The organism is Nostoc sp. DSM 114161 (assembly GCF_052692665.1).
Map to the genome: position 1 here is coordinate 4559768 of NZ_CP195141.1, position 19000 is coordinate 4578767.

At 42.7% G+C, this 19000-nt stretch carries 10 protein-coding genes; 3 read left to right on the forward strand and 7 right to left on the reverse strand.

Annotated features, from left to right (window positions below):
* Window positions 1-68: 68 nt before the first annotated feature.
* The 3 genes from NSTC745_RS19735 to NSTC745_RS19745 form a co-directional block, all read right to left on the reverse strand.
* On the reverse strand, window positions 69-545 hold the full coding sequence (locus tag NSTC745_RS19735; RefSeq protein ID WP_096534267.1) for a phage tail protein: 477 nt from the start codon (window positions 543-545) through the stop codon (window positions 69-71).
* 162 nt (window positions 546-707) lie between these two features.
* On the reverse strand, window positions 708-2366 hold the full coding sequence (locus NSTC745_RS19740) for a phage tail sheath family protein (protein ID WP_445632447.1): 1659 nt from the start codon (window positions 2364-2366) through the stop codon (window positions 708-710).
* 30 nt (window positions 2367-2396) lie between these two features.
* Window positions 2397-3242, reverse strand: a complete 846-nt coding sequence (locus tag NSTC745_RS19745; RefSeq protein WP_445632448.1) for a Pvc16 family protein — start codon at window positions 3240-3242, stop codon at window positions 2397-2399.
* Between the two features lie 398 nt (window positions 3243-3640).
* Here NSTC745_RS19745 and NSTC745_RS19750 point away from each other — a divergent pair, with 398 nt between their 5' ends.
* Window positions 3641-6925, forward strand: a complete 3285-nt coding sequence (locus NSTC745_RS19750) for a hybrid sensor histidine kinase/response regulator (protein ID WP_445632449.1) — start codon at window positions 3641-3643, stop codon at window positions 6923-6925.
* Window positions 6926-7353: 428 nt separating this feature from the next.
* Here the strand turns inward: NSTC745_RS19750 and NSTC745_RS19755 are convergent, their stop codons facing one another.
* Together NSTC745_RS19755 and murG are read right to left on the reverse strand one after the other, a co-directional pair.
* Window positions 7354-8658, reverse strand: coding sequence for a hypothetical protein (locus NSTC745_RS19755; RefSeq protein ID WP_445632450.1), 1305 nt, complete (start codon window positions 8656-8658; stop codon window positions 7354-7356).
* Between the two features lie 138 nt (window positions 8659-8796).
* Window positions 8797-9870, reverse strand: a complete 1074-nt coding sequence (gene murG, locus NSTC745_RS19760) for an undecaprenyldiphospho-muramoylpentapeptide beta-N-acetylglucosaminyltransferase (RefSeq protein ID WP_445632451.1) — start codon at window positions 9868-9870, stop codon at window positions 8797-8799.
* 84 nt (window positions 9871-9954) lie between these two features.
* Between murG and NSTC745_RS19765 the strand changes: the two genes are divergently transcribed.
* A complete protein-coding gene (locus NSTC745_RS19765) occupies window positions 9955-10785 on the forward strand; it encodes a nuclear transport factor 2 family protein (protein ID WP_445632452.1) in 831 nt (276 codons plus the stop codon).
* Between the two features lie 444 nt (window positions 10786-11229).
* Complete coding sequence (gene fni, locus NSTC745_RS19770; RefSeq protein ID WP_445632453.1) at window positions 11230-12279, forward strand: type 2 isopentenyl-diphosphate Delta-isomerase; 1050 nt, start codon at window positions 11230-11232, stop codon at window positions 12277-12279.
* Window positions 12280-12644: 365 nt separating this feature from the next.
* Here fni and NSTC745_RS19775 read toward each other — a convergent pair whose 3' ends face one another.
* Window positions 12645-16262, reverse strand: a complete 3618-nt coding sequence (locus NSTC745_RS19775; RefSeq protein WP_445632454.1) for a HEAT repeat domain-containing protein — start codon at window positions 16260-16262, stop codon at window positions 12645-12647.
* Window positions 16263-16518: 256 nt separating this feature from the next.
* Window positions 16519-18678 carry an NACHT domain-containing protein gene (locus NSTC745_RS19780; protein WP_445632455.1) on the reverse strand — a complete coding sequence of 720 codons (2160 nt, stop codon included), beginning with the start codon at window positions 18676-18678 and terminating at the stop codon, window positions 16519-16521.
* Window positions 18679-19000 lie beyond the last annotated feature (322 nt).

Consider the following 19000-nt stretch of genomic DNA (forward strand, 5'->3'; position numbering starts at 1 on the left):
TTTCACTGCGTCACCCCATCACCCCATCACCCCATCATTCCCCAGTCCCTTATACAAAAAATTAAGTTTTATGCTCTGACTTCTTTTTGTTGAGCGATGATTTCATAACCCTCAATAGATACTTCAATTTTCTCTGTTGCCGGGTCATTTTTTGTCACATCAAATTCTGGGCCTGTATAAGATTCAGGGAAACAAGCTTTTAGGTTATAACGAATAACTTCGGTTTTCTTATCTTGGGTATAACCAACAACTGAAATTGCTTTGCGATTTTCATCCCATTGACGAGGTTTTCCATCTTCGCTACAGGCTAAAAACCATTTGTGTAGACTTTCGTCACCATTGTAATTCATGGTAATTGTGACATTATTAAACTCTGCCTGTCCGGGGAGATTTTGGCGTAATGTCTTACCATTTTTACTTGAGCCTCTAACACCTTTGGTGGCATTATTTTTTGCACCCAATCCGGTGACTGATTGAACGAATTTTTCAGTGATGCCGTCTGCTTCAAAATAGAACACAGACGCGACTACATATTCCCCAGGCATATTTCATCTCCTAAATAAGTGAATAGTCATTTGTCATTTGTCATTTGTCATTTGTCATTGGGCATTGGGTAGTGGTTGTGAATTATTCTCCTTGTCCTCCTTGTCTCCCTCATCTCCCCATCTCCCCATCTCCCCATCTCCCCATGCGCCATGCCCTATGACTTATTGCTGCTCGTCAAGTGCATTCCATTGACTGATGCGGAAGATTACAAACTCCGCTGGTCTGACGGGACAAACACCGATTTCGACATACAAACGACCTAAAATTATGGTTTCTGGTGGATTCAGTTCGGCATCGCATTTCACATAAAATGCTTGTTCTGGTGAATCGCCAAATAAAGCACCTTCACGCCAAATTCGTTCTAAAAAGTTGCTGACGGTACGTCGGACACGCGCCCATAAATCTTGGTCGTTGGGTTCAAAAACTACCCATTGAGTACCTAGTTCAATTGATTTTTCTAGGTAACTAATTAACCGCCGGACGCTGATATAACGCCACTCTGTTTTATCTGGTTCGACTAAAGTACGCGCACCCCAGATGCGGATACCCCGATTTGGGAAGCTGCGAATGCAGTTGATACCAAGGGGGTTCAATAGTTCCTGTTCGCGGAAGTTGGTGTCGTAACCCAGACCTATTACACCTCTGGGTACTTCGTTTGCAGGTGCTTTGTAAACTCCTCTGGTTTCATCGGTGCGTGCCCAAACACCCATCACGTGACCGCAAGGAGGTACTAAAATAGGATTGCCGCGATCGCGTGGATTTGGAACTTTGATCCAAGGATAATAAAGGGCACCAAACATCGAACGACGGTTAAATCTATTCAACCAATCCACCGCTTGTTGCGGTTTCACAGCATCGGGTGGTGTATCAAGCACAACCATGCGGTTGGGTGGATTGGGAATATCGCCACTGGCGGAACCTTCGCACATGCTAATCATCAGTTCCATGATGCCGTGGACTTGATCCAAATTTAGGATTTGCTCTTGATAAGCCCGCATCAAGTCAGGGCAAGCCAGCATCGTGATTTCATCAATTTCAAAGATACCGCGTACCCCGGTGCGATCGTCCCTTACCCCTTCTAAATCTCGTGAAAATCTGTCTGGTGTGGCAGCAACTATTGGCGGTGCTAGTTCGTACTGACCGTTAACCGGACGGCGAGTTAAAGGCTGTCCGCTTTGAGTCAAGTCTTCTACGGTGACATACATAGAATTTCTCAAAGCCGCCAACGCATAAGTCGCAACCTGACCGGGTTCGCGGTTCATGGTCAAGTTTTCGTATTGCTCTAAAACCTCATCTCCCCGACGAATTTGGACGGTGAAGTATTCTCCGGTATTTGGAGGAGCTTCTCCTTCAGTACCTTCAGGTAAAGCACGAGGAGAACCGTCAGAAATTATAATATTTACTAATCCGCCTGCTGCTTGTTCGGGACGCAAAGTAAGGCGTAAGGCTGGACGATTGCCACGAGAGTTGATTCGGAGATTAGCCGGTTCTGGAGTTGCGGGTTTGGGTGCGCCTGGTAATTCAGTACCGATGCTTGTTACCCAGCAGCGACCACCACCATTCATGAAATAGCCATAAACTGCAAAGGGTAAGTAGGCATTAAAATCGGTGAAACCATCAGAATTAGGACGAGCAAAATAATTAAGATATTGCGTCCAATTGGTCACCAACATCGGCTTAAATAGCTCAGCATCATCTCGAATAGCTTCTGTAAAACCTACAAATCCGGCAACTGCTGTGCTAACACCTTCAATCGGTCGGCTCCCTCGGTCAAATTCTTCGATATAAACACCAGGAGCAAAGTAATCAAGTCGAGCCATGAAAATGCCTCCAAGTCTGTAAAATCTTAATTATTCAGGAGTTAGAAATATTTCTTTGAAAGTATGGCTTTGGTCATCTACCAATGCATTAACATTCTGGGGTAAATAGCCAGGACAATCTATATTTAAAACATAGTTACCCATCTCAAGGTTTTCAAAAAAGAACAGCCCTTCTTTATTGCTTTCCATGAATTTTTTACTTCGCAGCAGAGTAACTTTTGTCCCCATTAATGGCAGATTTGTGGTTGCACTCTTGACAACACCTGCAATTACAACTCGCCGAGTCATAATTTGGGTGCTACCATTACCACTGCCGTGCATTTGATTTCGCAGATCGAAAATTCGTTCCCAAACTAAAGGTACTGTAGTTGCTTGGGTATCAAGAGGCACGGTAACTGTTAAATATAAAGCTGAGCGCAAAGGTACATTGAGAGCGCTCCATAAACTGCCCGGTTCGAGTGACGGCTGTAATCCAACCATCATTGGTAAACTACCGTAACCCCGCAATTCCGGAACTAAAAACTCCTCCTCTAAAGCTCGATGGCGCATAAGTACCGTCAATGCTTCACCGAGGAAGTGATGCTCGCCTAAAGTCGTCCTATCCCAAGCTGTTAATAGCAGCGAAACATCAAACCAAACAGGTGCCCAATTGACGATGCCGGCTTGCAAATGGCGTGTAATATTACGTTCAACTTGCCTGCCGGCCTGTTGGAACTGCTTACTCTCACGAATATCATAAATATATAAATTGAGAGTCGGACCGGCTCCTTCTTCCCTGCGATTACTGGGATGGCTGAAGTCAATCTGCTCCGTACTGGTAAGTGAAGTTCCTCCAGCTAGAATTTCCGCTAAAGTTTGAAGAACGAAGATAAGCATGAAGGTGTTGTGCTGGTAACTAAATCCAGATGCATCTAGGTTATCTGTATCACCCTTGTAAAGTAATTAGACTTTTGTCGATATTTTTTTATTGGGCATTGGTCATTTGTCATTGGTCATTTGTCATTGGTTATTTCTCTCCATCTCCCGATCTCCCCACCTCCCCATCTCCCCGTGTCCCCTCGTCCCCCGAAGTTCTGATCGGCGGAAGCCGCCGCTCAGACTTCTCTCCGTGTCTTTGCGTCAGCCTTAATGATAAGTCTTCAACTTGATACCATATAAAAGGTAAATAACAGCTTTAAAAACACAATTTTGTCACTAAAAAATCATCCTTTTGATATATTTATTTTGATATATTAGGATGCTAGGTCAATCTATGAGAGTAGAGTAAAAATATCATGAACCGTTCCACTCCCATGAGTGACCCGGAGTATGCAGCGATTCGACGGAGCGAGGAGCGATCGCGGCTGGCAATTCGTATCGCTCAACTTGGGACGTGGTACTACGATCCTGGCACGAATATCGTCGAGTTAGACGAACGGATGCGGGAAATTTGGGGTGAATCAGAGGATGTTGTGGTGTTGCCGCTGTCGCGGATGATGCAGCGTATTCACCCAGGCGATCGCCCCCGGGTGGCCAATGCCATCAGTGCTGCCCTCGATGCGAGATCGTCGGGAACTTACGAAATTGACTACCGCATCGTTTGGGATGACGGTACGGAGCGGTGGATATCCGCTAATGGGCAAGCAATATTCGCCGGTGAAGGAGAGTTGCGGCAAGCTGTTGAGTTTCTAGGAACCGTCCTTGATATTACCGATCGCCAACGAGCCAAAACCGCACTGGAAGAAAGTGAAGCCCGATTCCGAACTTTTGCCGAGAACAGCAAGGATGTAATTTGGATTACCGATGCCCGTGAAAATCGGCTAATTTATATCAGCCCTTCCTACGAGCAAGTGTGGCATCGCTCGGCCGCACAGATTTATACAGACTTAACTTGTTTTATTGAATTTATTCATCCCGACGATCGCCAAGCCATTCAAGCTGGATGGCAGCGGCGCATTCAAGGCGGATTGAGCCAGGAGTATCGGGTAATTCGTCCGGATGGATCGATTGTCTGGATTCGCGATCGCGGTTTTCCCATACATGACGCCCAAGGTGAGTTGCTGTATCTGGGCGGAATTGCTGAGGATATTACCGAACGCAAACAAACAGAACTGATGCTGGTGGAGCAGAAGAAACTGCTGGAGTTAATCGCATCAGGGCATCCGTTGGATGAATGCCTAAAAGCCGTGTGTGTCTCGGTTTCCCATCTCAATCCCCGCACCCGTGCTTGCATCCTTGTGACCGATGCTCAACGAAAGAGGTTTCAGTATTCGATCGCTTCAGACTTTCCCCCATCTTTCGGCCAGGGGCTTCAGGATACCCCCATTAATAACGTGTGTTTGAGCACCTGCGCTCAGGCGGTCTTTAGCGGACAACCTATTATCTGTGCAGATATCGCCAACGACAAAGGATGGTCGCGGGAATGGCGGAACTTATGTATGGCTCATGGTGTGTTGGCGTGCTATTCTCAGCCCGTGCTGGACGCGAACAACGCTCCAGTCAGTTCCCTGATGCTTTGCTTCGACGAAGCGCGAATGCCGAGTGATTGGGAACACCAATTAGCTGACTTCGGCACTCAAGTCGCTAGCATTGTATTTGAACGCGATTGCTCTATCCTGGCACTACAAGAAAGCGAATATCGCTATCGCATCTTGTTCGATTCTATTGATGAAGGCTTTTGTTTTTGCGAAATGTTGTTTGACGAGAACGGTAAACCACATGACTATCGGTTTCTCGAAGTCAATCAAGTATTTGAAAAGCTGACGGGACTCAAGGAAGTAGTGGGGAAAACAGCGCGGGAACTCGTTCCCAATTTAGAAGAGTCTTGGTTTGAGATTTACGGCAGAGTCGTACTCAAAGGCGAACCCGTGCGGTTTGAGGATCGATCGGTGGCAATGAACCGCTGGTTTGATGTTAACGCTTTTCCTGTCGGCGACCCACACAACCGTAAGTTTGCGATTTTGTTCGCCAACATTAGCGATCGCAAACAAGCAGAGAAAGCACTCTTGGAAAGCGAAGAACGCTTCCGCAACATGGCAGACAACGCTCCTGTGATGATCTGGGTCACCGATGCTACAGGTTATTCCACCTACCTCAGCCAAAGCTGGTATGAGTTTACAGGTCAGACCGAGGAAATAGGTCTGGGGTTTGGCTGGACTAATGCCGTACATCCCGAAGACCGGGAATCCGCCAGAAACATCTTTCTGGGCGCAACCGACCGCCACGAGGCTTTCAGCTTAGAATATCGCTTGCGGCGCAAGGATGGTGAATATCGTTGGGCGATTGATGCTGCAAGTCCTTGGTTCGGGGTAGATGGTGAATTTAAAGGATACATCGGTTCGGTCATTGACATTAGCGATCGCAAACGTGCCGAACAAGAACGAGAACAGCTTTTGGTACTCGAACAAGCGGCACGGGAAGAAGCCGAACGAGCCAACCGCGTCAAAGATGAGTTTCTCGCTATTGTCTCCCACGAATTGCGATCGCCTCTGAGTCCTATTCTTGGCTGGTCAAAGCTGTTGCAAACTCGAACGCTAAATCCAGCTAAAACTGACCAAGCCTTGAGTATTATCACCCGCAATGCCACATTACAAGCTCAACTGATTGAAGACTTACTAGATATCTCCAAGATTCTGCGAGGCAAACTGAGCCTGAATTTTTCTCCGGTGGATTTAGCATCGACGATTCTAGCGGCAATGGAAACAGTGCGGTTGGCTGCGGAAGCTAAGTCCATTGAAATTCACACAATACTTCAACCGGATTTAGAGCTAGCATTGGGTGACGCCAGCCGATTACAGCAAGTAGTTTGGAATCTACTCTCGAATGCTATCAAGTTCACGCCAACAGGTGGTCGGGTTCAAATCAAGCTGTCATCGGTAGCAGACGAACGATCGCAAATCACAAATGAAAAATTTGCCCAAATTATCGTCAGCGATACGGGTAAGGGAATTAACCCAGACTTTCCGCCTCATGTGTTTGAACACTTCAGCCAAGAGGATGGCGCTACAACTCGAAAATTTGGGGGACTGGGGTTAGGATTGGCCATCGTTCGTCAGTTGGTGGAGTTGCATGGCGGAACTGTCCAGGCACAGAATCTAGGGCAAGGGCAGGGGGCAACTTTTACAGTGAAACTGCCCCTGATGGTAACCTCACCCCAAATCCATCGGGATATTGGAGTGTCTGAGCCAGCTTTGGATTTGACTGGTATCATGGTTTTAGTCGTGGATGACGATGCCGATACACGGGAGTTTATAGCTTTTCTCATTGAAGAGTATGGAGCAAAAGCGATCGCCGTTAACTCGGCAATAGAGGCGCTGATTGCTTTAAAGCACTCCCAGCCAGATGTGTTGCTCAGCGATATCGCAATGCCAGAGGTAGACGGCTATATGCTAGTGCGACAAATCAGAGCTTTACTACCAAACCAAGGCGGACAAATTCCAGCGATCGCTCTGACTGCATACGCAGCGGAAATCGACTATCAACAGGCAATGTTAGCAGGTTTTCAACGCCATATTCCCAAGCCAGTCGATCCAGCCAACCTCGTTGAGACAATTGCAGATCTAGTTAGACATAAATATTAAACAGCGTTGCTGAATTGCGGTATACCCCGCATTTGAAGACAGCAAACGCTCCCCTACCCTTGCTAAGAAGAGGGGTGTTAAGGAATTTTGTAAGAGGTCTAATGTGTCAACTTACAGCAATTTGCAGTTGAATAGACCACAGTAGGGGCTTTAGCATTGTTCATTGGTGTCAACTTAACGTAAAACCCTTATAAAGATGTGATATTCAGTTCTCTCACTTCGCATCAAGATCCGCGTTACCCCACCCCGATTTTGTCTAAAGCCAAAATCGCCCCTCCCCTTGCCAAGGGGAGGGGTTGGGGGTGGGGTAAAACGCTTGTGGGATAAGTGTTTGAACTTAAGTTGACACCAATGAACAATGCTAAAGCCCTTACGATAATTTAGTATTCAAGCATTTATTCTGACTTCTGAATTCTGAATTCATTAGCTTACTTTTTCACTAAAAAATATGCTGTAGCATAATCAGGTAATTGGCTGACATACTGCCCAAATTCTTTTTGATTCTTAAAAATGCCTGCCAAAAAATCGAGCTGATAAAGATTGGGTAAAAATGCTCCGCCTGTATCAGCCATTACTCCCATTTGTAGATGTTTGCGCCCTCCCCTAGTCTGCTCAATTACAATCACTCTACCTAAACCAACATTTAGAACATCTCCAGCAAAGGTAACTCCTGGTTTGATGGAAATTTTGGCATCTATTTTGTATCCATAGCCTTTAATGGCATCAACTTCTCTAAAGTACCAATAACGTTTTTGTGCTGTTGGTTTTAATCCGCGGATATAAGCCATACCATTATTTCTGTCTACATTAAAAAATGCCTTATAACCATCTGTAAAATTAATCAGAACTGTTCCCTGCATCAGGGCTTCTTCTAAGCCAGTTCTGGTGAGATAAGCAAGACTTTGAACTTTACCAAATTCTCTACCGCCTGGTTCGTAAATACCTGACAACACATCTTGCTTTGTGTATCTAGTGTAGAATTTATCGTTATTAGAGTTGTCTTTGAGGCTATAAATTCCTGTGTTGAAAGTAGAAGTTTTCTTCCGAGAACCAGTATGAGTAAAAACGGCGTATTTAGTAATTCTTAATTGTTTTTGTTGTTTATTTTTGGGGTTGTAGGCAGTCCATTTAATAACTTTAAAATTGGCATTGATAAACTTAGGATCTTGTAATCTAGTGGCTCGACCATTAGCAATATCTTCTTTTAAGATAGCACTCATGAAGTCCAAGGTTTTGAGGACATCTTCGACAGTAACTCCCTGAGTAGCAAGGACTCCTGTACGCTGAATATCTGGATCTTGGGAAGCGTAGTCTTGAAAATATTTTCTAGTATTTACGAGAACAGTTAATAAATCTTTTTGATTGAAGTTAACTTTATTACCTGGGAGTTGGACTGAAGAAAAAATTTGGCTGGCTTGAACGCTATATTTATATTTTTTAAATTCATCAACAACTGGATAGGGTGTAGATGCGGCTAACAAATCTTCTGGAGAAGAAAGAGCATTTTGATTGTTTATTTTTTCTTTAGTAACAAAAGAATTTGGAAACTTAGAGGTGAGTGCTTGAGCAGTTTGATTTGAAGCCAAAGAAATATGTGGCTGTGAAGCCGGATTTTCTTGTGGGACTAGCTGTTTAGTTTTTGATTGAGTGTATAGATAGCTACTGGCTAAGCTGACAAGTATTAAACCAGCACAACCTAATGTCAGCCGGAATTTTTGGTTAAATAATACCATTTTGAGATTTTAAATTTTAAATTATGCAAGAGTTAGCAAATCAGGTTTTTGGCGATTTATTTTTGTACAAGATATCCCTAATTTTGAAAATACATTTTTCTTGTTTGTTACTATTCTCAACTTTTAGTTTTGAGTTTTTTAGGTTTCTACCACCTCACGCACTAACTGTGCCAATTTTTCGGCACTATCGGGAACTGCGATCGCCTTTGCTTTTTCCCCCATCTTGGCTAACTCTTGGGGCGATTGCAATAAATTCAACACATTACTTTGCAATTCTTGGGCTGTCAACTGCGATTGCTTGAGGGTTATGGCCGCACCAGCTTTGGTGAATACTTCTGCATTGTAGGATTGGTGGTCTTCTGCGGCAAAGGGATAAGGAATCAAAATCGCTGGCGTTCCACACACTGCCAATTCTGTCAAGCTACCAGCACCAGAACGACTAATGGCAATAGTAGCCCGCCGCAACAATGGCGCCATATTGTTGTAAAAAGGTAAGGCAATGTATTGTGGATGTTTGAGGCTATCAGCTTCGGGATCGCGATCGCCAGTTAAGTGTACTACATAAGCACCAGCATCAAACCAAGCATTGGCCGCTTCGCGCACTAATTTATTGATACCAACTGCGCCCTGGCTGCCACCAAAGACGACAATTAAAGGAACGTTTTCGGGAATCGTTAAATCCAACGCTGCATTGATTCCGCCATCGAGGAATTGCGCCCTCACAGGAGTGCCAACGCAGACATTTTTAGCACGGGGTAAATACTTAGCTGCAACTTCAAATCCCAAGGCTACCACACTACACCAAGGGCCAAAAAAGCGAGTTACTTTACCAGGCAAAGCGTTAGATTCGTGAAAGATCGCGGGTAAACCAAGCGAACGCGCCGCAATTACCGCAGGGCCAGCAATATAACCGCCTGTGGTAAACACTCCTTGAAAATTTCCCTGTTTGAGAATTCGCCTGACTTGGAAAATCGAACCCGCGAGTCTGACTAAAGTGCGAATCGAAGCAATGCTAAACCCTTGCTGAAACCCTTCAACTGCAATAGTATTCAAGGGATACTCTTTAGGGACAAGTTCAGTTTCTAGCCGATTGGGTACTCCCAGCCATTCTATTTGATAATCTGGCAGTTTTTCGGCTAGTGCGATCGCTGGAAACAAATGTCCGCCAGTTCCACTGGCAGCTATTAATAATTTGATTGGTGTGTTTGCCATCAAACCTCTACCGTTTAGCGTCTAGGTTAACTAAGATAAAGCAATTTCCTTACCTTCTCTAATCAAATCAGTAAACTCTTACCAATGAGTAACATTTTAGTGAAACGCAAACTTAGATTATCAACCAGCATCGGGCTGATTTCATTCCTGCTGACACTTGGTTTAACAAATGCTTGGCAAGCCACTCAAGCCAGTACACCACAACAATTAGCCCAAGCAACTACAGCCCAAAATGCACCAGCCGAACTGAAAAACTTGTTAACACAAGTTGATGCTGCTGCAAGCAAAGGCGATGCCAAAGGCGTGTTACAGTTTTACGCCCCCAATTTCACTCATGGAGATGGGTTAAATCTCCAAACCTTGGAAAAATCGCTGGTTTCACTCTGGCAACGATATCCAAAATTGCAATACAGTACTAAACTGCTGTCTGCAAAATCTGAGGGTAACGCCATTATCGCCGAAACAGAAACCAAGATAATCGGCTCACCCTCGGCAAATAGTAAGAATTTGGCTCTTAATGCCACAATTAAATCGCGTCAGCGCGTCGTTGGTGGCAAAATTGTCCGCCAAGAGATTTTATCAGAACGCACGCAACTTACCTCTGGAACCAACCCGCCGCAAGTTGATATTAAATTGCCACAGCAAGTGAAAGTCGGAGAGAAGTATAATTTTGATGCGATCGTTCAAGAACCACTTGGTGATGATTTTCTCTTAGGAACGGCACTAGAGGAACCGATTCAACCAGATAAATATCTCAGCCCTACATCCGTGGATTTGCAATTACTCACATCTGGTGGAGTGTTTAAAGAAGGACAAGCACCATCTATTCCTGGGAACCAATGGGTTTCTGCCGTGATCCTACGAGGTAATGGAATGACGATGGTAACTCAGCGCCTGCAAGTGGTGAAAAAGTAGTTAGCAGTTAAGAGTTAAGAGTTAACGTAAATTCGACGAACCTCACCCACCCAGCCTCCCTCTCCTTCAAGGAGAGGGAAGAGTAACGAAAGATTAGGCTTTTTACTCCCCTCTCCTTGAAGGAGAGGGGCTGGGAGTGAGGTCAAAATCCTATACATCGAATTCACGTTTTCATATCGTGTTCGGGTAATTAGTTATGATTTTGGTAATCATTAGACCCCACCCCTTAATCCCCTCCCCGCTTGCGGGGAGGGGAGACAAAGCACCGCTTTGGCGGGGTGGGGTTCTTCGGGTTTAGTAAGTAATTAACTGGAAATGATATCATTAAAGCCTTTGGCGAGTAGCGATCGCTCTTTGATTCTCGGATATTGCCTATTCCCTGCTATACCTTAGGCTGTAACAATGTAACAATAGCGATCGCAACCCAACAAATCGTCATCACCAGTGAACGCACCTACCAACGTCTCCGCCCAAACTCAAAATCGCAAAGCAGATCACATTCGCATCTGTTTAGAAGAAGATGTCCAGTGTCATGAAGTCACCAACGGACTAGAACGCTATCGCTTCACCCATTGTTGCTTACCGGAACTAGACTACACCGACATTGACATCAGTACAAATTTTTTGGGCAAACACCTCGGCGCACCTTTGTTAATTTCTTCCATGACTGGCGGAACCGAACAAGCAGGAACGATTAATCAACGCTTGGCGGAAGTCGCCCAACACTACAAAATTGCAATGGGTGTCGGTTCCCAGCGAGTAGCGGTGGAAAAACCCCAGGTAGCTGATACTTTTGCTGTCCGTAAGTATGCACCAGATGTTTTACTGTTTGCCAACTTGGGCGCTGTGCAACTTAACTATAAATACGGCTTGGATCAATGTCTGCGGGTAGTCGATATCCTAGAAGCTGATGCGTTGATTTTACATATTAACCCCCTGCAAGAGTGCATTCAACCAAAAGGCGATATTAATTTTAAAGGTTTAATTGACAATATTTCTAAAGTATGCTCTAAAATGCCAGTACCAGTAATTGCTAAAGAAGTGGGTAATGGCATTTCAGCTGCGATCGCCAAGAAACTTTTAGATGCTGGAGTCACGGCCATTGATGTCGCTGGTGCGGGCGGTACTTCTTGGGCGAAGGTAGAAAGCGAACGGGCTGAAAATGCCTTGCAACGTCGCTTAGGCAGGACATTTGCCGATTGGGGTTTACCGACAGCAGAGTGCATTACGAGTATTCGAGCGATCGCGCCCGATGTGCCTTTGATTGCTTCGGGAGGATTGCGTCATGGATTAGATGCAGCAATGGCGATCGCTTTAGGAGCAGACATTGCCGGTTTTGCCATGCCCTTCCTGAAAGCCGCAGCAGTTTCACAGACAGCAGTTGCGGAACTCGCTGAAGTATTAATTGCCGAAATCAGCACAGTATTATTTTGTACAGGCAATGCCACCTTGTCTGAGTTAAAGCACTCTGACAGTTTACAGCGTATAAAATAATTCGTAATTCGTAATTACGACTTACGCATTATATAAATTGGCTATGATGTGCATGATGATTGGTTAACAACACAAGTTCGTAGCGATCGCGTGAAGAAACCCTAATACAGTTCAGATAAAACCAAAACACTTGTAGAGAGGGCGATTTATCGCGTCTGGTAAAACCCACAATTTTGTAGAATTAGCCTTTAACTGAACCGTATTGGAGTAAAGCCACCATTACCCGGTCTGAGACAACCAAATATCCTTATGCACATAATAGACAATTTGTACAGTGCGTAAGTCCTAGAATTATGTTTTTTATCTCCATCAATAAACTCAGTAGCTTGTACCATTAATTACGAATTACGGATTATGATTTTTATCTACCCACACACCAAATCCCACAGCAAATTAATTGCATTTCCTACATATTTTGAATTTTCGTGTTTTCTAATCCATTCGGCAAGAATAGTGACCAAACTAGAAGTTTTTTTGCCGATTTTACCCAGCGCATCTGCGGCACTAGAACGCACATCGGATTCTCGGTGTTCTATGAGTTTAATTAACCCAGGAATTGCCGCTTCTAAACCGATTTGACCCAGCGCATCTGCGGCACGAGAGCGCACAGAGTATTCTGGGTGTTCTATGAGTTTAATTAACCCAGGAATTGCTGCTTCTGAACCGATTTGACCCAGCGCATCTGCGGCACGAGAACGCACATCGGATTCTCGGTGTTCTATGAGTTTAATTAACCCAGGAATTGCCGCTTCTGAACCGATTTGACCCAGCGCTAATGCGGCACGAGAACGCACATCGGATTCTCGGTGTTCTATGAGTTTAATTAACCCAGGAATTGCCGCTTCTGAACCGATTTGACCCAGCGCTAATGCGGCACGAGAACGCACATCGGATTCTCGGTGTTCTATGAGTTTAATTAACCCAGGAATTGCCGCTTCTGAACCGATTTGACCCAGCGCTAATGCGGCACGAGAACGCACATCGGATTCTCGGTGTTCTATGAGTTTAATTAACCCAGGAATTGCCGCTTCTGAACCGATTTGACCCAGCGCTAATGCGGCACGAGAACGCACATCGGATTCTCGGTGTTCTATGAGTTTAATTAACCCAGGAATTGCCGCTTCTGAACCGATTTGACCCAGCGCTAATGCGGCACGAGAGCGCACATCGGATTCTCGGTGTTCTATGAGTTTAATTAACCCAGGAATTGCCGCTTCTGAACCGATTTGACCCAGCGCTAATGCGGCACGAGAACGCACATCGGATTCTCGGTGTTCTATGAGTTTAATTAACCCAGGAATTGCCGCTTCTGAACCGATTTTACCCAGCGCTAATGCGGCACGAGAGCGCACATCGGATGCTGGGTCTTCTATGAGTTTAATTAATCCAGGAATTGCCGCTTCTGAACCGATTTTACCCAGCGCTAATGCGGCACGAGAGCGCACATCGGATGCTGGGTCTTCTATGAGTTTAATTAATCTAGGAATTGCCGCTTCTGAACCGATTTGACCCAGCGCATCTGCGGCACGAAAACGCACATCAGATTCTGGGTGTTCTATGAGTTTAATTAATCCAGGAATTGCCGCTTCTGAACCGATTTGACCCAGCGCATCTGCGGCACGAAAACGCACATCGGATTCTGAGTGTTCTATGAGTTTAATTAACCCAGGAATTGCCGCTTCTGAACCGATTTTACCCAGCGCATCTGCGGCACGAAAACGCACATCGGATTCTGAGTGTTCTATGAGTTTAATTAACCCAGGAATTGCCGCTTCTGAACCGATTTTACCCAGCGCATCTGCGGCACGAAAACGCACATCGGATTCTGGGTCTTCTATGAGTTTAATTAACTCAGGAATTGCTGCTTCTGAACCGATTTGACCCAGCATAAATATGGCACGAGAACGCACATCGGATTTTGGGTGTTCCATGAATTTAATTAACGCAGCAATTGCCGCTTCTGAACCTATTCTACCTAGCGTAAATATGCTATCAAAATGCCTATCATAGCTAGTGTTTTCTATGAGTTTAATTAAGCCAGCAATTGCCGCCTCCGAACCGATTTTACCCAATGCATCTGCGGCACGAGAACGCACAGAGTATTCTGGGTCTTCTATGAGTTTAATTAACCCAGTAATTGCCGCTTCTTTCTCTCCCAATGCTGCACGATATTCTTGAAATCGTACTTGATTTATTTGTTTTTCTCTATCTTTTAATAATTGCAAAGCTTGAGTTTCAAATGCTGTTTCATTCAAACTACAAAGAATTTGAAAAACTTGTAATTTAATCTTAGAACTGATTTGTGGTGAATCGCTTATTTCCAGTTCTACTAAAGCCTGTAAAATTTCATCTGCCAGTTGGTTATCTGCAACTTTCAAGTCTTTGGGATTTTCGGCAAGGCAATTGCCAGCAAAAAACAAATCGCGGTGTAGCCACTGCTCATATTCGCTATGCTGGTTTAAAATTGCCTGAATTGCTTTGGCCGCTGGTTTTGGTTTTTGTTGAGCAATTAGCAGCAACAATACTTCTCGCCAATGAGCATCGTGAAGATGGTCTTTGATATGGTTTAGAACAATGCCGAAATCATCCTCATTGTACCGCTGGTAGATAATTTCTTGGCTGCAAAGATATTCTTGAAAAGTTTTATGCACAAAGGCGTAGCAGTCTTGTCCTTGTTCGTTTAGCAACCCTGTGCGCTCTCTAATAAACTTTACGAAGCGTTCTGCTTCATATTTAGCTTCATCACTTGCAACTTGTTTTAGTGTTTCTATATGTCTGGTTAATTGAGATATTAGCTGATCGCAATCTATTAGCGTACCGCCTTCTTTATCTCCTGTATTTCCTTGGGTATGAATCCAGTAAGCTAGACTTTCTAACAAACGACGCAAATCATCTAGCGATAAATATTTAAAGACCAAATGATTGGTAAATTCTTTGTTTGAATCCCAAGAAGTTAATAAAGTTTCTACTGCTTTTTCATATAGCTTATGGCGCTCTTTTGGTAAAATAGCTTCGTAGCGATGAATTAAAGCAATAATCGTTAATAGTAACGGATTTCTTGCTAATAGCTTAATCCGGTCATTATCAGAAAGCGCCTTTTTCAGGCTATCCTTGCGTCGTTGCGCCTCTAGGGAATCTACAATGCGGTTATCATACCAACGTTTAATAAACTCTTCTATTTTAGGATCGTCAAATGGCTGGAGTTGATAGTGAGGAAAATCTTCTGTGTGGAAAAAGTCACGTCTGTAGCCAGCAGGACGAGAAGTAATAATTGCTTGATTTTGAGGAAATTGTCCTAAAAATTCTTCAATCTGCCTAACAACTTCATACCGCTTGACTGAATCTGCAACTTCATCCAAACCATCTAATATAATTAAAGCTTGTCCATTTTCGAGCCAATGCTCAAAAAAATTAGGTGGTAGCTGTTTTTTAATGAAATTGCGTTGGGTAAACTGATTTACATACTCTAAAATGTTGCTATTCTCTTGTCTTGCAAAGTCACGAATTTTAATCAAAATTGGCAGTAAATCTGTATCTCCTTTTAGTCCAAGCTTTTCTCGGTTGTTTTGAGCCAGCATCACAGCAAAATAACTCATCAAAGTAGTTTTACCCGAACCTGGTGCGCCTAATAAAACTAATTTACGAGAAGAGGTTGTGCTTAATAGCTGTTGTGCAGAAAACTTTTTTCCGGTTTGATTTTCTAATTGCGCTAGTTGACGTTGCTGGCGGATTAATTCTAGCTGACGCTTGCTTGATAATTCATCAGCTACAGATAAATCAATATCCGTTTGAAAATCTATTTGTTTCTGACTAGTTTTGATTTCCTCCACTACATCAGGCATGACAAAAATCTGGCTAGATTTTGCAGATTTATCCACCTCTTGACCAGCAACCGCAATGCCAGCAAACTTAATATCATCAAACCAGTTTGCCAGTTGTCTGCAATATTCTTCTTTGGTATGTTGAAATATTTCTATACTCATGCTGCCCTTATTCATCTATTGTGGACTGCATTCTGACTCATCATTAGAGGATGTTTGAAAAATTATCTTGTTGGTATCAAAAGTTTTAGATCCCTCTAAATCTCCCTTTTTAAGGGAGACTTTGATTCCGGTTCCCACCTTAAAAAGGGGTGTGACTTTGATTCCAGTTCCCCCCCTTTTTAAGGGGGTTAGGGGGGATCTAGAAGTGCCTAAAGTCACAGCAAAATCTTTTTGAAACAACCTCTTAGTGGGAGTATTAAACTTTTGATTTTTCCAGTTTATTTCGATATTGCTGCATTCTCTCTTCATCTATACGATCTTCCTTTTCCTCTAAAACTTCAAGTGCTAATTGTGCAAACTCTGTTTGACTCAAATTACAGAAGGTTGAAAATACCTCTAAACGAATTGTTTCATCCAAGCCAGGTTTGATTTCTAGCTTTACTAATTCCCTCAAAATATGCAACGAGGGGTCATTGTCTGCTGTTTTTAAATTATTTGGATCTTCAGCTAAACAGCTACCAGCAAACAATAAATTATGATAATACGATTTTTCGTTATTTTTATCCTGCTCTAGAATAGCCCAAATTGCTTTAGCGATGGGTTTGGGTTTTTGAATTGCAATCAACAGTAATAATACTTCTCGCCAGTGAGGATTATAGAGATGTTCTTTGATATGATATAATACTATTTCTTCATAGCTACCTTCGTCGTCTTGATAACGATAATCTATTTCTTTAGCGCATAGGTATTCCTGAAATGTTTTATGCACAAATGCATAGCAGTTTTTTCCTTGTTCATTTAGCAAACCAGAACGAGCAGAAATATAGTCGATAAAGTTTTCTGCTTCTTGCTTCGCCTCATAAAGTTCAATCTTTTTCAGATTTTTAATATCTTTAGTTAATTGCTCAATGATTTCATCTCGTTCAACTATTGTACTGCAATTCTTATCTTGCGTTGCAATTTGCTGGCAATGAATCCAATATGCCAATTTTTCCATCAACCGTTGCAAGTTTGTAAATTTTATATGTTCTAATTTTTTATAAATAGGTGCTTGTTTTTCTTCAAATCGAATCATTTCCCAATTCAAGAGTAGGGTTTCTATTGCTGTTTCATAAAGTTTGTCGCGCTTTTGAGGCAAACGCACTGCATCATATCGGTGAATTAAACAAACAAGTGTTAATAGTAGCGGATTTTCTACCAAGATTTTAATCCGTTCCTGCTTGTTTAATAGCTCTTTTAGGCTAGATTGCCGACGCTGTGATTCTTCTGAGTCTGAAAAACGACTATTATACCATTTATCGATAAATAAATTAATTTTAGGCTCGTCAAATGGCAGTATAAAATAGTGGGGAAATTTTTGAGTCTCAAAGAAATCTCGCTTATATTCCGCAGGACGAGATGTGATAATGACTCGGTTTTGAATATACCGATTATTTGTGACAAAATAAGAAAGATGCCGTGCAACTTCTCTTTGCTTATTTTCATCGGCAATTTCGTCCAAACCATCAAGTAATATTACTGTTTTTCCTTGTTTGAGCCAATAATCAAAAAATCCCTCTGGTATATCTAAAGTGTATTTGCGAGGAATACGGTCTTGTAAATATGTCAAAATATTAATTTCTGGTTGATTTGCTAAATCACGAATCCGAATTAAAATTGGTAACAAATCTTCCGGTAACCCTAACTCTGCGAACTTCTGCTGAGCGACTTTAGCAGCAAAATATTGCATTAAAGTACTTTTACCGGAGCCAGGATCGCCCAAAATGACCATTTGTTGTGAGAGACTAGAATTCAACAATTTATTTGCTGAAATCATATCTTTGGAATTTAATGAAACTCTATTAGCTTTTTGTTCCTCATTAATTACATCTGGAATAACAAAAATTTTTTCTAAAGGTTCGGGAATATCCCAGTCCTGCCCTTTCATTTTAATTCCAGCAAAATGTATCTTTTCGGAATCTTTAATTATTTGATTTAAATAATTATCTTTAGCAGCCTGATATCTTCCATAAACTGGAAGTTCTTGAAAATATGTATTACTAAATGTCCATAACCAAGGTTCAAGATCGGGTTCATTCAGTTCAATGTTTTGCTTTTGCGCTACCTGCTTAAATGCCTCAATTAGATTCTGTATATCTGGAAATCTATCTTTTAGCGCTTTCTCTAATTCTGTCTGAACTCCTGAATATTCAACTACTTTAGCAAGAAATGTATCAATTTGCTTATCATCACAAGCAGACAAAAGCCCTTTTTGTTTCTTACTATCTGCATCTTGAGCAGCTTTTATCCCTGTTTTGATAGCTTTCTCTAACTCTGTTGGATTTAATTGACTTTGAGCTTTTTTAATAATTTCTTTTACAACCGTGGGTAAAGTAGCTTTGAGTGCAATTGTGCCAAAACCCAAAATATCTATCATATTATTTTTTTGCTAGAGAAATATAACTGTTTTTGACTTCATAATAAATAGTACTACAATATTATTTAATTTGTATTACAAAATAGACACGATTATGCTTCATAATTTGTAAACATGTGGCTTCAAGTAAAAGCTAGCAAAGTTCAGAGTCTAACTGGAGTACTCTTTCAGGCTCCGATCGCCTAATCGCCAATGGAAGCGATCGCAAATATCAATTAAGCCTAAAATTCACCGCAATTATCTTTTGCTTCGATCAAAATTAGCACTATCTAAAATTAAAATAATCTTAAGAAGATGCTTTTAGAAATCCTCAGAGCAGTTT

Excerpts from the sequence above, each read along its gene's own strand:
- NSTC745_RS19780 (WP_445632455.1), bottom strand. The coding sequence starts at position 18,678 with ATGATAGATATTTTGGGTTTTGGCACAATTGCACTCAAAGCTACTTTA.
- NSTC745_RS19750 (WP_445632449.1), top strand. The coding sequence starts at position 3,641 with ATGAACCGTTCCACTCCCATGAGTGACCCGGAGTATGCAGCGATTCGA.
- NSTC745_RS19755 (WP_445632450.1), bottom strand. The coding sequence starts at position 8,658 with ATGGTATTATTTAACCAAAAATTCCGGCTGACATTAGGTTGTGCTGGT.
- murG (WP_445632451.1), bottom strand. The coding sequence starts at position 9,870 with ATGGCAAACACACCAATCAAATTATTAATAGCTGCCAGTGGAACTGGC.
- NSTC745_RS19740 (WP_445632447.1), bottom strand. The coding sequence starts at position 2,366 with ATGGCTCGACTTGATTACTTTGCTCCTGGTGTTTATATCGAAGAATTT.
- NSTC745_RS19765 (WP_445632452.1), top strand. The coding sequence starts at position 9,955 with ATGAGTAACATTTTAGTGAAACGCAAACTTAGATTATCAACCAGCATC.
- NSTC745_RS19745 (WP_445632448.1), bottom strand. The coding sequence starts at position 3,242 with ATGCTTATCTTCGTTCTTCAAACTTTAGCGGAAATTCTAGCTGGAGGA.
- NSTC745_RS19735 (WP_096534267.1), bottom strand. The coding sequence starts at position 545 with ATGCCTGGGGAATATGTAGTCGCGTCTGTGTTCTATTTTGAAGCAGAC.
- NSTC745_RS19775 (WP_445632454.1), bottom strand. The coding sequence starts at position 16,262 with ATGAGTATAGAAATATTTCAACATACCAAAGAAGAATATTGCAGACAA.